General features: G+C 34.6%; 14 protein-coding genes. 12 read left to right on the forward strand and 2 right to left on the reverse strand.

Annotated features, from left to right (window positions below):
- The first annotated feature begins 52 nt into the window (after positions 1-52).
- The 3 genes from bsdE14_RS11890 (at position 53) to bsdE14_RS11900 (ending at position 6,443) form a co-directional block, all read left to right on the forward strand.
- Complete coding sequence (locus bsdE14_RS11890; protein ID WP_264850154.1) at positions 53-1,039, forward strand: glycoside hydrolase family 130 protein; 987 nt, start codon at positions 53-55, stop codon at positions 1,037-1,039.
- A gap of 275 nt (positions 1,040-1,314) precedes the next feature.
- Entirely contained in the window at positions 1,315-4,809 is a 3,495-nt protein-coding gene (locus bsdE14_RS11895; RefSeq protein ID WP_264850155.1) for an endo-beta-N-acetylglucosaminidase, read from the forward strand.
- Between the two features lie 167 nt (positions 4,810-4,976).
- Positions 4,977-6,443, forward strand: coding sequence for an ABC transporter substrate-binding protein (locus tag bsdE14_RS11900; RefSeq protein ID WP_264850156.1), 1,467 nt, complete (start codon positions 4,977-4,979; stop codon positions 6,441-6,443).
- Between the two features lie 71 nt (positions 6,444-6,514).
- Here the strand turns inward: bsdE14_RS11900 and bsdE14_RS11905 are convergent, their stop codons facing one another.
- Entirely contained in the window at positions 6,515-8,116 is a 1,602-nt protein-coding gene (locus bsdE14_RS11905; protein ID WP_264850157.1) for a putative ABC exporter domain-containing protein, read from the reverse strand.
- Between the two features lie 3 nt (positions 8,117-8,119).
- Positions 8,120-8,815 (reverse strand): ABC transporter ATP-binding protein, encoded by a 696-nt coding sequence (locus tag bsdE14_RS11910; RefSeq protein WP_264850158.1) that lies wholly within the window; start codon positions 8,813-8,815, stop codon positions 8,120-8,122.
- Positions 8,816-9,044: 229 nt separating this feature from the next.
- Between bsdE14_RS11910 and bsdE14_RS11915 the strand changes: the two genes are divergently transcribed.
- The 9 genes from bsdE14_RS11915 (at position 9,045) to bsdE14_RS11955 (ending at position 18,447) form a co-directional block, all read left to right on the forward strand.
- Positions 9,045-9,674 (forward strand): carbohydrate-binding family 9-like protein, encoded by a 630-nt coding sequence (locus bsdE14_RS11915; RefSeq protein WP_264850159.1) that lies wholly within the window; start codon positions 9,045-9,047, stop codon positions 9,672-9,674.
- 60 nt (positions 9,675-9,734) lie between these two features.
- Positions 9,735-10,649: an ROK family protein gene (locus bsdE14_RS11920; protein ID WP_264850160.1), complete on the forward strand. Its 915-nt coding sequence runs from the start codon at positions 9,735-9,737 to the stop codon at positions 10,647-10,649.
- A gap of 235 nt (positions 10,650-10,884) precedes the next feature.
- On the forward strand, positions 10,885-11,529 hold the full coding sequence (locus tag bsdE14_RS11925) for a bifunctional 4-hydroxy-2-oxoglutarate aldolase/2-dehydro-3-deoxy-phosphogluconate aldolase (RefSeq protein ID WP_264850161.1): 645 nt from the start codon (positions 10,885-10,887) through the stop codon (positions 11,527-11,529).
- Positions 11,530-11,559: 30 nt separating this feature from the next.
- Entirely contained in the window at positions 11,560-12,582 is a 1,023-nt protein-coding gene (locus bsdE14_RS11930; protein WP_264850162.1) for a sugar kinase, read from the forward strand.
- A 2-nt stretch (positions 12,583-12,584) separates the two neighbouring features.
- Entirely contained in the window at positions 12,585-13,532 is a 948-nt protein-coding gene (locus bsdE14_RS11935) for a sugar kinase (RefSeq protein WP_264850163.1), read from the forward strand.
- A gap of 46 nt (positions 13,533-13,578) precedes the next feature.
- Positions 13,579-14,217, forward strand: coding sequence for a lactate utilization protein (locus tag bsdE14_RS11940; RefSeq protein WP_264850164.1), 639 nt, complete (start codon positions 13,579-13,581; stop codon positions 14,215-14,217).
- A 41-nt stretch (positions 14,218-14,258) separates the two neighbouring features.
- Positions 14,259-15,080, forward strand: coding sequence for a 5-deoxy-glucuronate isomerase (gene iolB, locus bsdE14_RS11945; protein WP_264850165.1), 822 nt, complete (start codon positions 14,259-14,261; stop codon positions 15,078-15,080).
- A gap of 18 nt (positions 15,081-15,098) precedes the next feature.
- Positions 15,099-15,881, forward strand: a complete 783-nt coding sequence (gene kduD, locus bsdE14_RS11950; protein WP_264850166.1) for a 2-dehydro-3-deoxy-D-gluconate 5-dehydrogenase KduD — start codon at positions 15,099-15,101, stop codon at positions 15,879-15,881.
- 223 nt (positions 15,882-16,104) lie between these two features.
- Entirely contained in the window at positions 16,105-18,447 is a 2,343-nt protein-coding gene (locus tag bsdE14_RS11955; protein ID WP_264850167.1) for a helix-turn-helix domain-containing protein, read from the forward strand.
- Positions 18,448-18,455 lie beyond the last annotated feature (8 nt).

The following is an 18,455-nucleotide window of genomic DNA, read 5'->3' on the forward strand; positions in this document are numbered from 1 at the left end:
TGATATGATTAAAGCTTCAGAAAAATGTGAAGCTGATAAGGGGATGGAGATTATGAATAAAAAAACTATAATAGGTCCATCCCTCCCTAATATACCTTGGGAGGATAGACCGGCAGACTGTAAGGACGTAATATGGAGATACTCTAAAAACCCAATTATACCAAGGAACTTGTTACCTTTTTCAAATAGCATATTCAATAGTGCAGTAGTGCCTTTTGAAGGGAAGTATGCTGGAGTCTTTAGATGTGATGATAAAAGACGTGAAATGAGAATACATGCAGGCTTTAGTGAAGACGGAATAAACTGGAGTATAAACCCTGAACCAATAGTTTTTATTGGAGACAAAGAGGAAGTAGGAGAATTTGAGTATGCCTACGATCCAAGGGTTTGCTTTATAGAGGATAGATATTATGTTACCTGGTGCAATGGCTATCATGGACCAACAATAGGACTAGCCTATACCTTTGATTTTAAGGAATTTCACCAACTGGATAATATAACCCTGCCATACAATAGAAACGGTGTTATGTTCCCAAGAAAAATAAACGGAAAATATGCTATGCTAAGTAGGCCAAGTGATACAGGACATACCTCTTTCGGAGATATCTTTTACAGTGAAAGCCCAGACATGGTTTATTGGGGAAAACATAAACACGTAATGGGAACAAGAGGCTGGTGGCAGAGTACAAAAATAGGAGCAGGTCCAGTGCCAATAGAAACTACAGAAGGCTGGCTGCTGTTTTACCACGGAGTATTAACCTCCTGCAATGGCTATGTATATCATTTTGGTGCAGCGCTTCTAGACCTAGAGCAGCCATGGAAGGTGCTTTACAGAACAGAACCATATCTAATGTCACCACAAATGCTGTACGAATGTGTAGGAGACGTGCCAAACGTAGTATTCCCATGTGCAGCTTTAGCAGACAGTGATACTGGCAGAATTGCAGTATACTACGGAGCTGCTGATACAGTAACAGGTGTGGCATTTGCACAAGTAGATGAGTTAATTGAGTTTATTAAAAATAATTCAAAGCTATAAAAATTAGGATTGCTAAGGGATAGAGCACCTTACTAGCTAACTTTTAGAATAAAATATTGAATAGTGTTAAATGCAAAAGAGCTGCGAAATTTAAATATTTCATAGCTCTTTTATTTTTTGTTCCTAAAGTTGCTTAGCTTTAAGAATTAGCTGTAGAAAATACACTAAAACTATAATTTAGCAAGTAGTAAATTACTAGTATAGTTTGTAAAATTTAACTAAACACAGCAATTTAATTCATCTTGAAAACGTTTAATGATTAAGGGGGAATAACTATGAAACTGAAAAAACGGTTATCAGCATTGGCACTTGGTATTATGGTACTTTTCAATTCAATAAATTTAAATGTATCTGCCATAACAAAAGATGACCAAGCTATGCAGGAAAAGACAGGGCAGCCATTAGCTTCTTACTGGTTTCCTGAGGAACTTTTAAAGTGGAGTCCTAGCACTGATAAAGATGCAAAATTTAACAGAGGGACAGTACCTCTTCAAAAGAGGGTAAAGGGGAATAAATTAAACAGTACTCAAAGTGATAAGGCTAAGGTTGTATCACTGGCTATTGCCAATGAACATACTAGTTCCACTCCTTCTCAAGGTTCAAATAAGTTTGAAAACTACAATTTTACATATTGGCAATACGTGGATACACTAGTTGCCTGGGCAGGCTCTTCAGGAGAAGGAATTATTGTTCCGCCTAGCTCAGACCTTATAGATTCAGCTCATCGTAATGGAGTTGAAATATTAGGGACAGTATTCTTTCCTCCAGAAGCGTATGGTGGGAAAATTCAATGGGTAAAAGCATTTTTGAGTAAGGACTCTAATGGAAACTTCATTATGGCCGATAAGCTTTTAGAAGCTGCCAAATATTATGGCTTTGATGGATGGTTTATCAATCAGGAAACAAATGGCTTAACGGAAGAAGAAGCTGCTACCTTTAAAGAGTTTTTAGTTTATATTCAAAACAAAAAAGATAAAGACATGCAGATAATGTGGTATGATTCCATGATAAAGAATGGAAATGTTAAATGGCAACGACAGTTAAATGATAATAATAAGCAGTTTTTACAGGATGGAAATACTAGAGTTTCAGATGGTATGTTTTTAGATTTTTATTGGTATTACACCATACAGTGGAATAGTGATGGAACTTATACAGCATTGGAACCGAAAAAACTTGAAAATTCAAAGGCTGTTGCTGAACAATTAGGAAGAAGTCCTTATGATTTATATGCAGGCATAGATGTTCAGGCGAATGGTTATGATACTCTATACTCTATGGATGCAGATTTTAATGAACTATATCCAAACAAGGGAACTGGGGCTTTAAGTACACTATTTCCAGAAGGACAGGAGCCTACAACATCCCTTGGACTTTATTGTCCAAGCTGGACTTATTACTCATCTGCAAATTATGATGAGTTCTTGAAAAAAGAAAATAGATTCTGGGTAAGTGAAAGTGGAGATCCAAGAAACACAAATACTCCGCATCCATGGAAGGGGATATCAAATTACTTTGTGGAAAAGTCACCAGTAACAAGTATTCCATTTGTAACTAACTTCAATATGGGAAACGGAAAGTTCTACAATGTAAATGGAAACAAGGCGGGGAATCTGGAATGGAATAATAGAAGCCTTCAAGAGGTGATGCCAACCTATAGATGGGTTATAGATAATAATGGTGGGAATTTACTAAAAGCTTCAGAAGACTATACAGACTCATACTATGGGGGCTCATCAATTAAGCTTCAGGGAGCACTTAATAAAGGTGGAAATTCTTTAATTAAGCTATATAATTCAGATTTAAAAATACAAGAAGATACTATAATATCGCTTACTTATAAGCAAAATGCAAATACGAATCTAAAGCTAGCTTTAAGCTTTGATGGAAGCAATGAAACAAAGTACTTTGATTTAAAGAGTTCAGGGAATGTCTGGAAAAATTCAGAGGTATCTCTCGCAGATTTTTCTGGAAGGAAGCTAGATAATATCTCACTTTATGTATCAGGCAATGAAAGCAAGGATGACTATAAGCTCAACTTAGGAAGGCTTGAAATAAGGAATAATCTTGATAAACTTATTATAGGCAAGCCATCTAATTTAAAAATTGATGACTCAAAAATTAGAGATAGCTATTTTACAACTGCAAGGCTTAGCTGGGATAAGGTGCCTGGAGAAGTGCAGCAGTATGAAATTTATAGAATTAAAGCAGATGGCAGTAGAGAATTTTTAGGGGCAACTCCTAATAATGCTTATTTTGTGCAGGAGATTCAAAGGGATGGAAGGGAAAAGGACTATAAATTTGCAGTCAAGGCTGTAAATAAGTATTTTGAAGCTTCTGAAAGCAATGAAACCATTATTTCAGGGCAGTGGCCTGACTATCCAGCTCCTAAGGCTAGTTTTGAAATAAGTTCCAGTATAGCTGCCCCTGGTGAGGAGATAGTTTTTAAGAGCACATCCTCCGCAGCTACTGAGCAATTGGAATGGACAATAGAAGGTGCTGTTCCTGACAAAAGTACAGATAAAGAGGTAAAGGTTAAGTTTGATAAAGAAGGAATTTATACAGTATCACTAAAGGCTAAGAATGCTGCCGGGGAAGATGTTATGAGGAAAGATAATCTCATAACTATTTCTAAGGATGCAGTTGGCGGAATAAAGAATTTAGCTTTGAACAAGGCTGCTGAGGCAAGTGGATTTACTAATGACAGTGAGGGTCCTTCAAAGGCTGTAGATGGCAGTGTAAAAAATAAGTGGTGTACTACAAATTCAGGAGACAAGTGGCTTATAGTAGACCTAGGAAAGACATCAACTATTACTGATTTTGCTATAAAGCATGCAGCTGCTGGTGGTGAAGGTGGAGCCTTGAATACCAGTGATTTTAAGATACAGCTAAGTGATGACAAAACTAATTGGAATACTGTAGTTGATGTAAAGGATAATGTGGATGGTATAACAAGGCATCCTATTGATTATACAGCTGCAAGGTACGCAAGACTATATATAACCCAGGCTGAAAAAGGTTCTGGCTCAGGAGGAGCTGCAAGAATTTATGAATTTGAGATAAATGGGGTAGAAGCAGCACAACTCACAGTACCAAAGTACTCGGCTCTTAAGAGTGCACTAAGAGATAAGATATATGAAGGTAAAGATACTTTAAATCAATATAATAAACTTACTAAAGCAGTTTTGGCTTTTAAGGAAGAGCTTTCAAATGCTGAGCAGGTTTTAAATAATGATAGCGCAGAAGCGCAAGCTATAATGGATGAAACAGATAGATTGAACACAGCAATTCAAGAATTTATAAAGAGCAGGGATAAAGCTGATTTTTCCAAGCTTCAGGCTGCAGTAGATTATATGCAAAAGCAGTCTAAGAATTTTATTATAGGAAATAATGCTGGACAATATAAACAAGAGGACATGGAAGCATTCAGCAAGGTTTTTAATGAGGCAAACGCTCTACTATTAAATTTTGATGCAACACAGGAAGAAGTAAATTCCATGGTAGGTAAGCTGAGTAGAAGCTTTGAACTATTAAAGGCAAAGGTTATTAAAGAGGACAATAAAGAGCAAGAGCCTTCAAATAATGGAACTATTTCAGGTAATGGTTCAAATAGTGTAAATCAGGATAATTCAGGTACAGCTAGTGGCAATAAAAACACTACCTTAGTGAAAACAGGTTCCACTGTAGATGATTCATTACTAGTTCTCCTTGGCTTCTCGCTGATATTTGGAGGAATAATAATAGGAATTAGAAAGAAAAAGTCTAGCTAATAAAATTGGAGGATTTAATGAAAAATCCCATGAAATATTTATGTAATACAATGTGAAATTTTCACAGTAAATGTGAAAATTGTACACTATAAATAAGAGTTCAAGCTATTTATAATAAAACTGTAAACGTTAAATGCATTTAAAGTACAGGTGTGGAGGGATATTATATGTTAAAGTTTAAAAAACTCTTGGCATTAACTTTGGGGGCTGTAATAGCATCTTCAATGGTTTTAACTGGATGTACTAAGGATAAAGCTACATCAGGCCAAAAGGATTCAAATTCTAAACCAGTAGAACTAGTTTGGTATACTATTGGTACTCCTCAAAAGGATATGGAAAAGGTAAATGAGGAAATTAATAAGTATATTAAGGATAAAATAGGCGCAACCGTTAAGATTAAGCAGGTTGACTGGGGTGATTACAACCAAAAGATGCAGGTGGTTATTAACTCAGGAGAGGAATATGATATAGCGTTTACCTGCTCATGGGCTAATGATTATTTAGCAAATGCTAGAAAAGGTGCTTTTGTAGCACTAAATGATTCAAAAAACAATCTTTTAGAAAAGTATGGTAAGGATACTTACAATACAGTAGATAAAAACTTCTGGGAAGGCGCAAAGCTGGACGGAAAAATCTATGCTGTTCCAACTAATAAGGAACTTGGAGTATCACCAGAGTGGGTATTTACTAAAGAATACGTAGACAAATACAATATTGATATATCAAAGATAAAGACTCTAGAGGACCTAGAGCCATACCTTAAGCTTATAAAGGAAAAGGAACCAGATGTAGTTCCATTCTATATCATTAAGGATTTCACAGTTCCACAAGCTTTTGATAAGATAATAGATCCTGTTGGAGTATCCCTAACAGATAATAGCTTAAAAGTAGCTAATCTTTATGAAACAGATGGAATGAAGAAAACTCTAGAGACTATGAACAAGTACTATAAAGCAGGATATATAAACAAGGATGCTGCTACAGCTAAGGATGATAAGACTGTTAAGAGATTTGTAACAAAGGGTGACGGACAGCCTTATGCAGATGTATTATGGTCAAAAGATTTAGGATACAAAGTAGTAGCAACTCCAATAATGGATACTTATATCACTAATGCTTCAACTACAGGAGCTATGCAAGCTATATCTGTAACATCAAAGCATCCAGATAAAGCTATGCAGTTCTTAAATCTTTTAAATACTGATAAGACCTTAAGAAATCTAGTAAACTATGGTATAGAAGGAGTACACTATCAAAAGGTTGGAGACGGCCAAATAAAGATTACTCCAGAACAAAAGAACTACCAAATGCCTTATTTCGCACTTGGAAACCTATTTATTACTTACACTTTAGATAATGAACCAAAGACTAAGTGGGATGAATTCAAGAAGTTCAATTCTGATTCTAAGAAATCTCCTGCACTAGGTTTCAAATTTGATGCAACTCCAGTAAATACTGAAGTAGCCGCACTTAGAAATATCTTAGATGAATTTGGACCAGTTTTAAATAGCGGAACAGTAGATCCAAATGAATACCTTCCTAAGATGAATGCTAAGCTTAAGGCAGCTGGTATAGATAAAATAGTTGCTGAAATGCAAAAGCAAATGGATCAATGGAAGGCAAGCAGCAAATAGATAGCGATAATCTAAAAATCTCCTTTTAATCAGTATAAAATAAAGAGCCTGTGAAAGCAGGCTCTTTTGCATTACATAAATTCCATATCATTAAACAATCCAACACAGCCAAAGGAGAACAGAGCTGCTGCCACTATACTATAAATTAGGAAGGCAGGATAAATGGCGTAAGAACTTAATGCTGTAAAGGATACTGTAAAAATTACCACCATTATTACAGCTGGTACTGCAATTAATAGCTGGAAGAACATAAAAAACAAACCTTGTGAAAGGGCACCTGTGAAACCTAAAAACGAAGCAATTCTAAACCCGAATAGTCCGCTGTAGGACAGCATGCCTCCTAGGGTAACGTAGCATATTATTGATAGTATTACTTCAATTGGTGATGCTTTAGCAAGTATGCCAAAGGGTAAAAATAAAAGTAAAGAATCGGAGAAAACCTTCACTAAGGAGGAAGAAATACCATAAAAGAGCTTTTTATGCGGACTATCTGGAAGAAGAAAAATGAAGTAATGGGATATTTCTATATAGATTTTTCCTCCAAAGCCAGCGCTAAAGAATAGAAGTACACAGGCTAGTAAAAACACAAGTTTTATGTCCATTCCTTTAGCAAAAATACCCAAAAGTACTGATACACAAAGGAGTGCTAAAGAATAGGTATTAATTAAAAACAAAAAGCTTCTCTTTAAGTATTCATTCATGTGTTTGAAAAATAAAACCTTAGCGCCATAAACTCCATCAAGCTTTAAATTTATTTTTTTAAATGGTTTAGTGAGAAAGGTCTGCTTAGTTTTGCGCTGCGATGATACATCCTTACCTTCTTTTATATTTTTAAGTAAATCATTATTTTCTGCTGAAGCTAGCATGTCTTCATAAAAATCTAATTCCATAGTGTAGGTTATGTAGATTAAGAGGCCGCTTAATGCCAAAAGAAGAAGCAGATATATATAATAGGATAAGGTTATTCCAGTGAAGGTCTGCAGAGCCATTTCTCTCATCCATCCAAACACTGGTATGTATTTTATAAAGGCATCATAAGTAACATGGTTCATAAGAGAGTTTGCGAATTCAAGTGGGCTTCCTTTTAAGAAAAGCAGCACGATGCCGCCTACTGTGGAAACAACTAATACTCTTATAATTATTCTAATTGTATCTCCAAGGCTTTCATGCTTTGTACTCATTGCAAAGATAAAGAGTTTTATTATGTTGCATAGAACAAGCTGAAAAAGAATGTATGCAACAATCAGCAGCAGCTGATTTATACCAGGTATATTAGAATTCCTTAGTATATTGGGAATCTGATATATAAGGTAAAAGGAGGTTAAAAGCTCTAAAGCAATCTTTTTAACTATGCCATAAAGCAGTACAGTTTGAGGTCTAATTGGTGACACAAAAATTAAATTTACATCGCACATATTAAATTTTGAATCTACCTTTTTGGAACCACTATATAAGGAAAATAAAAATACAATTATTATAAAAAGCATAAATAAGCTTACAAAAATATCAGGCTGTATAGAACTTTTGCTATTTGGGTTCTTTGTCATTGGAAGAAACATTATTATAAGCCAAAGTACTACAAACACAGGACCTACTAGCTTTTGAGGCTTTTCTTTAAATCTTTTTATGTAGTTTATCAGTGATCTTTTAATTATATAGACTAGTGCTTTCATAAATTATTCCTCCGTGAATTCGAAGAATATGTCTTCTAGAGTTTTAAATTCGCCATCGAAGTCATGTCTGGACTTAGCTAGCACTGATTCACCATTTTTCATTATGAGTATCTTGTCCCAAAGTTCTTGTGCAGAATCAAGAAGGTGAGTACTTATAACAATAGCAGTACCTTGATTTTTTAATTCCATAAGTAATTCCTTCATATTTCTAATGGCTTTTGGATCAAGACCAATCATAGGCTCGTCCACTAAAAGAAGCTTTGGCTGTGTAATAAGAGCACAGCAGATGCTTACCTTTTGCTGCATTCCTTTGGATAAATCACTGCCATACTTGTCCTTTTTATCCCACAAGTCAAATAGCGTTAATAGTTCCTCAGCTCTGGCTTCATAATCCTTCACCCCAAATGCATGAGCCATCATTGTAATATGTTCGTTAATAGTTAATAGAGGAAATAAGGAAGGCATTTCAGGAATATAGCCTAGAAGGCTTTTTCCTTTTACACTTTTGTTGCTGTGACCACATATAGTTATATTGCCTTCATATTTTAATAAGCCTGCTATGGATTTAATTATTGTAGACTTTCCTGCGCCGTTTGGTCCTGCAAGTACTGCTATTTCCCCAGGTTCTACATTAAAGCTAATATTTTTAACAGCTTCAGTTTTACCATAGTTCTTGCTTAGGTTTGTAATTTGTAACATAATCATGCCCCCTTGTTAAATAATAATCAATTGATTTTATACCATATTATAACATAAAGGAATAGATATGCCAAAAAAGTAAATGGGTATATGCTCTTGACCGAAAATATAAATATTACGGCCATATTGCTAAATAAATGTAGACATAAATAATATATGATTTATATTGAGAACCTTTAATAAAAGAAGAAATGAAAACTATATAGCTTAATTGGAGATGGAGGATATTATGAAAAGTTATAATTGCAGAATAATAGACCACGATATAAACATTGATGGCTTGTTAGATAAAGAGGAATGGAAACAGGGTGAAGCTGTTAAGCTCACTGAAACAGTTACAGGGGAAAGGTCAAGACTAGATACGGAAGTAAAAGTATTATGCAGTAATAGTTATCTCTACTTTTCATTTAACTGCAGTGACGACTATGTAAAGGCATCAATGACAAATTACAATGACAAACTCTATGAAGAGGATGTAGTTGAAGTATTCATTGATGACAACAGTGATTTAAAGACTTATGTAGAAATAGAAGTTAACCCACTTAATGCAGTACTGCATTATTTTATAAATAATAATCTAGCAGGAAAAGTCTATGGCTTTGGAAGAATAGATCAAAAGGTAATAAGTGCAGTTACAATTGATGAAAAAACAAAAAAATGGTGTACAGAAATAGCTGTACCACTATCTGAATTTGTTACTGCAAAAAACAATCCTCCATTACCAGGGGATAGATGGCTTATTAACTTTTATAGAATTGACAGGGGTATGGATGGAAAGGATGAATACTCTTCCTGGGGAAACACGGGAAAAATCAATTTTCATATGCCAGAGAAGTTTGGTGAGTTAGTATTTTCTTAATTAATTAAATATGACACATAAAACATACGGGTAATTAATGTTTTGGATGGAGGGTAAAAAATGAAAAATGTAGTTTGTTTTGATGTAGGCGGAACTTTTATTAAGCATGCAGTAATTAATTCTGATGGAGAAATACTATGTAAGGGAAAGTTTCCGACCCCTGATCATGATTGTAAAGTAACAATACCAGAAAATATGATTAATATTGTAGAGGAGCTTAAGCAAAAGTATGAGCTTCACAGTATTGGAATTAGTACAGCAGGTCTTATTGATAGTAAAAATGGAGTGGTAATTGCAGCTAATAATTTTCCTGGATACAATGGTGCAAGGCTAGCTGAAACTGTAAAGAAGGGAACTGGACTTGACACTTATGTTGAAAATGATGTTAATGCCGCAGCGCTAGGTGAGATGTGGATGGGTGCTGCAAAGGGCAGTGATACTTTTGTATGTATTGCACTAGGAACAGGAGTTGGAGGCGCTATTATAATAGATGGAAAGGTCGTAAAAGGAGTAAGTGGTGCTGCTGGAGAAATTGGCCACATGGTTGTGAATGAGCAGGGTGAACAATGCGGCTGTGGAACTGTTGGCTGTTATGAGCGCTATGCCTCTACTTCAGCTTTCATTAGAAGCTACATAAATAGAGCCAGAGAGCAAGGTATAAAAATTCATGAGAATGCTGTAAATGGTGAAGTGATAATGGAGCTGGTTGATAATGGAGATAAGCTAGCTGCTGAAGTTTATAATGATTTTTTGGAGCATGTAGTAACCGGAATTGTCAGCGTGACACATCTTTTAGATCCAGGGTTAATAGTACTTGGGGGAGGCATTTCAGCTCAGGGACAAAAATTCTTTCATGAGCTTAACAGAAGATTTAGGAAAAGAGCTATGGCAGATTATGCTGAGCATACAAATATTGTACAAGCACAACTTCAAAATGATGCAGGGATATATGGAGCATGTTATATAGCACTTTAAAAAAATACTGAAAATGCTTAGACAGCGAGGATATCTATATTAGATATCCTCGCTATTTTTAACTTTATAGGACAATTTTTTGTATTAGTTTTATTTAGGATTTTGGCAGTTTATTTTAGATATTGACACTACAAATTTAATAGGTGTGGTCTTAAACTTAAGCATATAAAGGATGATAAATTGCAATAATGAAGACGCTGCAATTGATAATTGTTATGCACACAGGAGGGATAATATGCAAAGAATAGAGACTATTAAAAACATAGCTGAAAGCGGAGTAGTTGCAGTTATTAGAGCTGAATCAAAGGAACAGGGAATAAAGATAATAGAAGCAGTGAAAAAAGGCGGAATTAAAGCGCTGGAGATTACTATGACTGTTCCTGGTGCTGTAGATATAATAAAGGAACTATGTGAAAAGTATAAGGACGAGGATGTAATAATAGGAGCTGGAACTGTGCTTGATCCAGAGACTGCAAGAGCATGTATACTTGCTGGAGCTAAGTACATTGTTAGTCCAAGCCTTAATATAGAAACAGTAAAGCTTTGCAATAGATACAGAGTACCAGTGATGCCAGGAGTAATGACTGTAAAGGAAGCTGTTGAAGCACTGGAACTAGGAGCTGAAGTTATTAAAGTATTCCCAGGTAATGCTTTTGGACCATCAATAATAAGTGCCTTTAGAGGCCCTCTTCCACAAGGAAACTTTATGCCTACAGGAGGAGTAAATCTTAATAATGTTAAGGACTGGATAAAAGCTGGAGCAGTTGCAGTAGGCACAGGAGGAGACTTAACTAAGGGAGCTAAAACTGGCGATTACGATTTAATAACAGAAACAGCTGCAAAGTTTATAGAAGAAGTGAAAATGGCTAGAGCAAAATAATTTAACTATATGTATGATTTGGAGGACAATATGGGTAAGATAGTTACTTTTGGTGAAATAATGTTAAGACTCGCACCAGTGGGATTTGAAAGATTTGCACAGGCTAGGGAGTTTGGAGTGGTTTATGGCGGTGGAGAAGCAAATGTTGCTGTTTCACTAGCAAACTACAATAAAGAAGCTTATTTTGTAACAAAGCTTCCAAAGAATGAAATAGGACAATGTGCTGTTAATGAACTTAGAAAGTATGGTGTTAATACAAATTTAATCGTTAGAGGCGGAGACAGAGTCGGCATTTATTACTGTGAAAAGGGAGCTTCACAAAGACCTTCAAAGGTAATATATGATAGATCTCATTCCTCAATAGCTGAGGCTAAAAGAGAGGATTTTAACTGGAAGGAAATATTTAATGGAGCTGAATGGTTCCACTTTACTGGAATTACCCCAGCACTTTCAGATGAGTGTGCAGCTATAACCTTGGAGGCTGTAAAGGCTGCTAAAGAAGCTGGTGTAACTATAAGCGTAGACTTAAATTATAGAAAGAAGCTTTGGAGTACTGAGAAGGCTGGAAAAGTAATGGGCGAAATAGTTAAGTACTGCGATGTAGTTATAGCTAATGAGGAAGATGCCGAAAAGGTATTTGGAATTAAGGCTGATGAAACGGATATTACAGGTGGACATTTAAGCGATGAAGGCTATAAGAATGTAGCAAAACAGCTAGTAGAAAGATTTGATTTAAAATATACAGCTATAACTTTAAGGGAGAGTATATCAGCATCAGACAATGGGTGGTCTGCTATGCTTTATGATGGAAAGGATTTCTTTAAGTCAAGAAGATATGATATGCACATAGTTGATAGAGTAGGAGGAGGAGATTCTTTCGGAGCTGGACTAATATATGGTTTAACTTCAGGCTATAGTAATCAAGCTGCATTAGAATTTGCAGTAGCAGCTTCCTGTCTAAAGCATACAATTGAAGGTGACTTTAACCTTGTATCTATAGAAGAAGTTGAAACATTGGCTAAAGGAGACGCTTCTGGGAGAGTACAAAGATAATTATGGATGTTGTTACTTTTGGAGAATCAATGGTGCTTTTTAATCCAGATTCAAATGGACCAATTAGATATGTTCAAAATTTTAATAAGTCCATAGCAGGAGCAGAATCAAATGTGGCAATAGCTTTAGCAAGACTTGGACATGAAGTTGGTTGGTTTTCAAGACTGGGAAATGATGAGTTTGGAAGATATATCAAGGCTGTCATCCGAGGCGAAGGTGTAGAAGTATCAAGGGCAATAACTGATGAGGAAAAAAGTACAGGGATTTTGTTTAAGGAGAGATTTATTCACTCAAATCCTAATGTGTATTACTATAGAAAAGATTCTGCTGCAAGCAATTTAAAGCCAGAGGATATTGATATAGAGTACATTAAAAAGGCTAAAATACTTCATATTACAGGAATTACTCCTGCACTTTCAAAGAGCTGCAGAGATACAGTGCTTAAAGCTATTGATATTGCTAGGGAAAATGGAGTTAAAGTTTCATTTGATCCTAATATTAGATTAAAGCTTTGGGACATAGATGAAGCTACTTCAGTGTTATTAGAAATTGCTCAAAAGGCAGACATAATATTCCCAGGAATAGATGAAGGTGAAATATTACTTAAGATGAGACACCCTAAGGATATAGCAGATAAGTTTTTAAGCTTAGGCTGCAGTATAGTGGCAGTAAAGCTTGGAAAAGATGGCTGCTACGCTGCAAGCTCTAAAGAAGCTCACTATATTCCAGGGTATTTGGTAGAAAGACCAGAAGATACCGTAGGAGCAGGAGATGGCTTTGCAGCAGGTTTCTTATCTGGATATATAAAGAATTGTGAATTGTTCCAGTGTGCAGAGTACGCTAATGCTATTGGTGCCATGGCAACTATGGTTAAAGGAGATATGGAAGGGTACCCAATATATGATCAGCTAATGCAGTTCATGGGAAAAAATAAGGTTATTGATAGGTAACATTATATAATGTTATGAAAAGAATAAATTAAAGCTGGTGATTAAAATGAATGAAGTTAAAAGGTGGAAGCTTCAATGCGAGGGTAAGGAAATAGTAAGTATACTCAATGCAAAGAAGTACAATGCACTTTATGTTGATAATTTAGAACAGGCAAAAGAAAAAGTACTTGAGCTAATACCTAAGGGTTCTAGCATTGCATTAGGTGGTTCAGTTACCCTTAATGAAATGGATTTAGTAAATACCTTTAGGGAGGGTGACTATAACTTCTACGATAGATATCAGGACTTACCTTTTCCAGAGATAGTTGAAATTATGAGGCAGTCAATGGTTGCAGATTATTTAGTAACAAGCACCAATGCCATTACTAGAAAAGGTGAACTAGTAAATATGGACTGCTCGGGCAACAGGGCAGCAGGTATGATTTTTGGACCTAAAAAGGTTATTGTAATTGCAGGAGCTAACAAGATAGTTGAAAATCTTGAAGAGGCTGAAAAGAGAATTAAAAGAGTGGCAATTATGAATGCAAAGAGAATAAACCACAAGACACCTTGCGTCGAAACAGGCTTTTGCCAAGACTGCAGTGTACCTGGAAGAGTATGCAACTACCTGTCAGTAGTGAATAATGGTGGGAAATTTGAAGGTAGATTTACTGTAATAGTTGTTGGTGATGAAGTTGGCTATTAAAAGCCCGTAGAAATAAATTAATGAAATTTGGAGGGATTAATATGACATATTTTGAAAACGTTGAACAAAAAACTGGATTAAATAAAGTAAAAGAGAATCCATGTAACCTGCTTGATTTTGGTAAGGTAGTACTTAAAAAGGGCGAAAGCTATAAGGGACAATCAGGAGAAAATGAAATACTTATGGTTATCCTTGGAGGTAAAGCTGTAATCAAGGTTGATGGAGTAGATTTTGGAGTAGTTGGAGGAAGACCAAATGTATTTTCAGGAAAACCTCACTCAGTTTATATTCCATGCAACAGTGAGTATGAAATAGTTGCTGAAAGCTTTAATTTTGAAGCAGCAATGGCTATGGCAAAATGTGATGAAAAATATGAGCCATATGTTATAAATCCTGAAGAAGTAGAAACTGGAAAGTGGGGAATATCAAATTTCTCAAGAAACTTCCACGGAATAAATGTTAATCACAAAGGCGCTGTAAAGAGACTTATAGCAGGAGAAACTTATACTCCATCAGGAAACTGGTCCACATATCCAGCACATAAGCATGAAGTGGACAATCTTCCTAATGAAGTATTCATGGAAGAGATGTATTACTTCAAGGTTAACAGCCCAGAAGGCTTTGGACTTGCAAAATATTATACAGATGATTTATCAATAGACGAAGTTTATACAGTTAAAAATGAAACTATACTTATGATGCCAAAGGGATATCATACAGTGGTATCAGCACCAGGCTTTACAACTTACTATCTATGGTTCCTAGCTGGAAACTGTAGAATTCAATGCCCAGTAACAGATCCAAATCAAGCATGGGTAAACAAAGCAGTACCAATGATAAAGAACATAGAAGACAATCTATAAGAGAGAGGGGAATAAATTATGGATTTTTCATTAGATAAATTTTCAATGGACTTTTTCTCACTAAAAGGAAAGGTTGCTATTGTTACAGGTGGAAATACAGGTCTTGGACAAGGATATGTTGTAGCACTTGCTAAAGCAGGAGCAGATATATTTGTTCCAACCTATGATAAAAATTGGGATGAAACTAGAGCGCTAGTTGAAAAAGAAGGCAGAAGAATAGAATTTGTTCAAGTTGACTTGTCAAAAAGAGAAGATGTAACAAAGGTAGTAGAGGAGTGTATGAAGCATTTTGGAAGAATAGATATTCTTGTTAATAATGCAGGTACAATAAGAAGAGCTCCACTGCTTCAGTACAAGGATGAAGACTGGCAAGCAGTTATGGATATAAACCTAAATGCAGTTTACTATTTAAGCAAAGAAGTTGCGAATATTATGGTTAAGCAAAACAGTGGAAAGATAATAAATATAGCTTCTATGCTTGCATTCCAAGGTGGAAAATTTGTACCTCCATACACAGCTTCAAAGCATGGTGTAGCAGGAATAACAAAGGCTTTTGCTAATGAACTTGCAGAATATAATATACAAATAAATGCTATGGCTCCAGGTTATATAGCTACAGCAAATACTGCACCAATAAGAGAAGATGAAAATAGAAACAACGAAATACTTGGAAGAATTCCAGCAGCTAGATGGGGTCATCCATTTGATTTAATGGGAGCAGTAGTGTTCTTATCAAGTAGAGCTTCCGATTATATGAATGGTCATATAATGGCGATAGATGGCGGATGGTTAGTCAGATAATTATTAAATAGTAAAAATAAGAAAAAGTAAGAAAAAATAAGCATACTACAGGAATTTCATAAATTATGTAGCATTGCTTATTTTTTCGCACTGTTTATATTGTCAGATTATTGAATAAATAAGTTTAATTACATTTTAAAAATATTAATATTGTGTTAATATAGTTTTGATGTATTATGTCAAAATTTGCGCGGGGTAAAATAATAGTATTCTAGGGGGAAATATGATCAAATCATTTATAAAATCTAAAATAATCAAAAGAAATAGTATCATGTTTACCTGGGCAGTATCATACATAGTAATACTTTTGCTTCCAATTTTTATTAGTATTATTATGTATGCTAAAGTGGATAGTCTGGTAAAGGATGAGATAAACAGAGCTAATGACTTTTACTTAAGTCAGGTTCAGCAATATATGGATAGTATAGCTGATAATATAAAATTAATGAGTGTGCAACTAGCATATAATGATCGCATTCAAGAGCTAATACCTGTTAAAGCTCCATTTGATGATAATCAATACTATAGTTTTTATGAAGGAGTAAAAGAATTAAGCAATTACAAAATTGCTAATTCAAGCATTAATAACTTTTTTATTTATTTAAATAATAGTGATTTTATTATGAATGATAAAGGAAGCTTTGAAAATAAAGATTATTATGATATATATTCTGGAATGAATAATTATGGCTATGATAAATGGTTAAAGCTAATTAAAGGAGACTACAGGGGCGGAAAGTTTGTTTCCATTCCTAAGGAGGGGAAAAGTAATGAAAAAAGTATATACTATATCATAACGTTTCCATCACTTAGACAAACAGATGTTACAGCTAATTTTATTACGGCCATAGATGAATCACAATTCATTAAGATGACTGATAATGGAGAGTCTTTGAATAAGGGTCAGCTAATGATTATCAATGAAGATAATGATGTTATTGCTGGAGAAGCTAAAAAGGGACAATTACCAGATTGGTTAGATTATAAAAAGCTTGATAAGAGCAGAGGTGTGCTGCTTGGTGACTACAATGGCGAAAAGGTTGTAGTTTCATATGTATCTTCACAAGTTGAAAAGTGTAAATACATTCATATAATGCATGAAAGAGTTTTTTGGGAAAAGCTTGAGTATGCTCGTAGAATCATTTATTTAAGCGTTTTATTTTGCATAATTTTAGGTGGAGGAATGACTTATATTCTACTCAAGCGAAATTATGCACCAATGGAAATATTAATGAGTGAGCTAAAGGGTATGCCTGAGCAATGTCAGGATAATGAAGCTGATGAATATCAGTTTATCAAGAAGACTATAACAAAAGCTGTAAGTGAAAAAGAGGAGTTCAATAAGAAACTTATAAGTCAAAATTCAATATTAAAGCTTAGGTTTATTGAGAGATTACTGAAGGGGAATTTTGGAGACATAACTGTTAACGATTCCTTAGTAACCTATGATATTAATTTTGATTCTAATTATTTTTCTGCAATGCTTTTCTATATTGAGGATTTTAGTGAAGTATTTCTGGAACAAACTAATTACAATAGCCTAGAGGCCTTTAGGATAGCTCAATTTGTTATTATTAATATCCTTGAGGAATTAGCCTATGACAAATGTGGAGTGCTTGTGACAGAAACTGATGGAATGCTTGCTGCTGTAGTTAATCTAAAAAGTGATAAGCTCCAGGGGGCAGAAGAACTAATAAAAGAAATAACAAGAGAATTACAGAATTTCATTAAGAAGTATTATAAAATTGATTTTACAATTGCAGTAAGTTCAATACACGAAGGCATTGAAGGAATAAATGCAGCCTATAATGAAACCTTAGAGGCAATGGAATATAAAGTAGTTATGGGTGTTGGTGGGGTAATTTTTTATGATGATACAAAGGTTAAAATAAATAATGACTATTATTATCCTATTGAAAAGGAACAGCAGATAATAAACTGTGTAAAAACTGGTGATTTTGAAAATGTTAGATTAGTTATAGAAGATGTTTATAAAAGGAACTTTGATGGTAAAGAACTTTCTCCTCAAAATGCAAAATGCCTATTTTTTAATTTAGTAAGCACAATTTTAAAGACCATTAATGATTTAAATACAATATCCTCAGATGAATTTTCAGATGAGCTAAGTAAAATTCAAGAACTAATTAATAATAAAACTGTTAGTAAAGTTAAGGATGAATTTGAGGATATACTTAAGGTAATCTGTGATAAAATAAACTGTAATAAGAAGAATAAAAATTGTGCTATAAAAAATAAAGTGGATGACTATATAATAAGTAACTACAAGGATGAAAACTTAAGTATTTCTGCAATAGCTGATTATTTTGATATGCATCCGTCATATATATCCAAGCTTTATAAGGCACAGTCTGGAGAGGGAATTTTAGATCAAATAAACAAGGTAAGAATTGAAAAGTCAAAACAAATAATGAAGGAGCAAAAGATTAACTTGGATGATGTAGCAAAAGCTACTGGATATTCTAATGTTCGTACTTTTACAAGAGCCTTTATGAAAATAGAAGGAATTACACCAGGTAAATATAAAGAAACAAATCAAATAATGTAATGTGAAAA

Origin of the sequence: Clostridium omnivorum, from assembly GCF_026012015.1 — a bacterium.
Classification (GTDB): domain Bacteria; phylum Bacillota; class Clostridia; order Clostridiales; family Clostridiaceae; genus Clostridium_AX; species Clostridium_AX omnivorum.

Excerpts from the sequence above, each read along its gene's own strand:
- bsdE14_RS11930 (WP_264850162.1), top strand. The coding sequence starts at position 11,560 with ATGGGTAAGATAGTTACTTTTGGTGAAATAATGTTAAGACTCGCACCA.
- bsdE14_RS11925 (WP_264850161.1), top strand. The coding sequence starts at position 10,885 with ATGCAAAGAATAGAGACTATTAAAAACATAGCTGAAAGCGGAGTAGTT.
- bsdE14_RS11920 (WP_264850160.1), top strand. The coding sequence starts at position 9,735 with ATGAAAAATGTAGTTTGTTTTGATGTAGGCGGAACTTTTATTAAGCAT.
- bsdE14_RS11940 (WP_264850164.1), top strand. The coding sequence starts at position 13,579 with ATGAATGAAGTTAAAAGGTGGAAGCTTCAATGCGAGGGTAAGGAAATA.
- bsdE14_RS11955 (WP_264850167.1), top strand. The coding sequence starts at position 16,105 with ATGATCAAATCATTTATAAAATCTAAAATAATCAAAAGAAATAGTATC.
- iolB (WP_264850165.1), top strand. The coding sequence starts at position 14,259 with ATGACATATTTTGAAAACGTTGAACAAAAAACTGGATTAAATAAAGTA.
- bsdE14_RS11900 (WP_264850156.1), top strand. The coding sequence starts at position 4,977 with ATGTTAAAGTTTAAAAAACTCTTGGCATTAACTTTGGGGGCTGTAATA.
- kduD (WP_264850166.1), top strand. The coding sequence starts at position 15,099 with ATGGATTTTTCATTAGATAAATTTTCAATGGACTTTTTCTCACTAAAA.
- bsdE14_RS11890 (WP_264850154.1), top strand. The coding sequence starts at position 53 with ATGAATAAAAAAACTATAATAGGTCCATCCCTCCCTAATATACCTTGG.
- bsdE14_RS11905 (WP_264850157.1), bottom strand. The coding sequence starts at position 8,116 with ATGAAAGCACTAGTCTATATAATTAAAAGATCACTGATAAACTACATA.
- bsdE14_RS11895 (WP_264850155.1), top strand. The coding sequence starts at position 1,315 with ATGAAACTGAAAAAACGGTTATCAGCATTGGCACTTGGTATTATGGTA.
- bsdE14_RS11910 (WP_264850158.1), bottom strand. The coding sequence starts at position 8,815 with ATGTTACAAATTACAAACCTAAGCAAGAACTATGGTAAAACTGAAGCT.
- bsdE14_RS11935 (WP_264850163.1), top strand. The coding sequence starts at position 12,585 with ATGGATGTTGTTACTTTTGGAGAATCAATGGTGCTTTTTAATCCAGAT.
- bsdE14_RS11915 (WP_264850159.1), top strand. The coding sequence starts at position 9,045 with ATGAAAAGTTATAATTGCAGAATAATAGACCACGATATAAACATTGAT.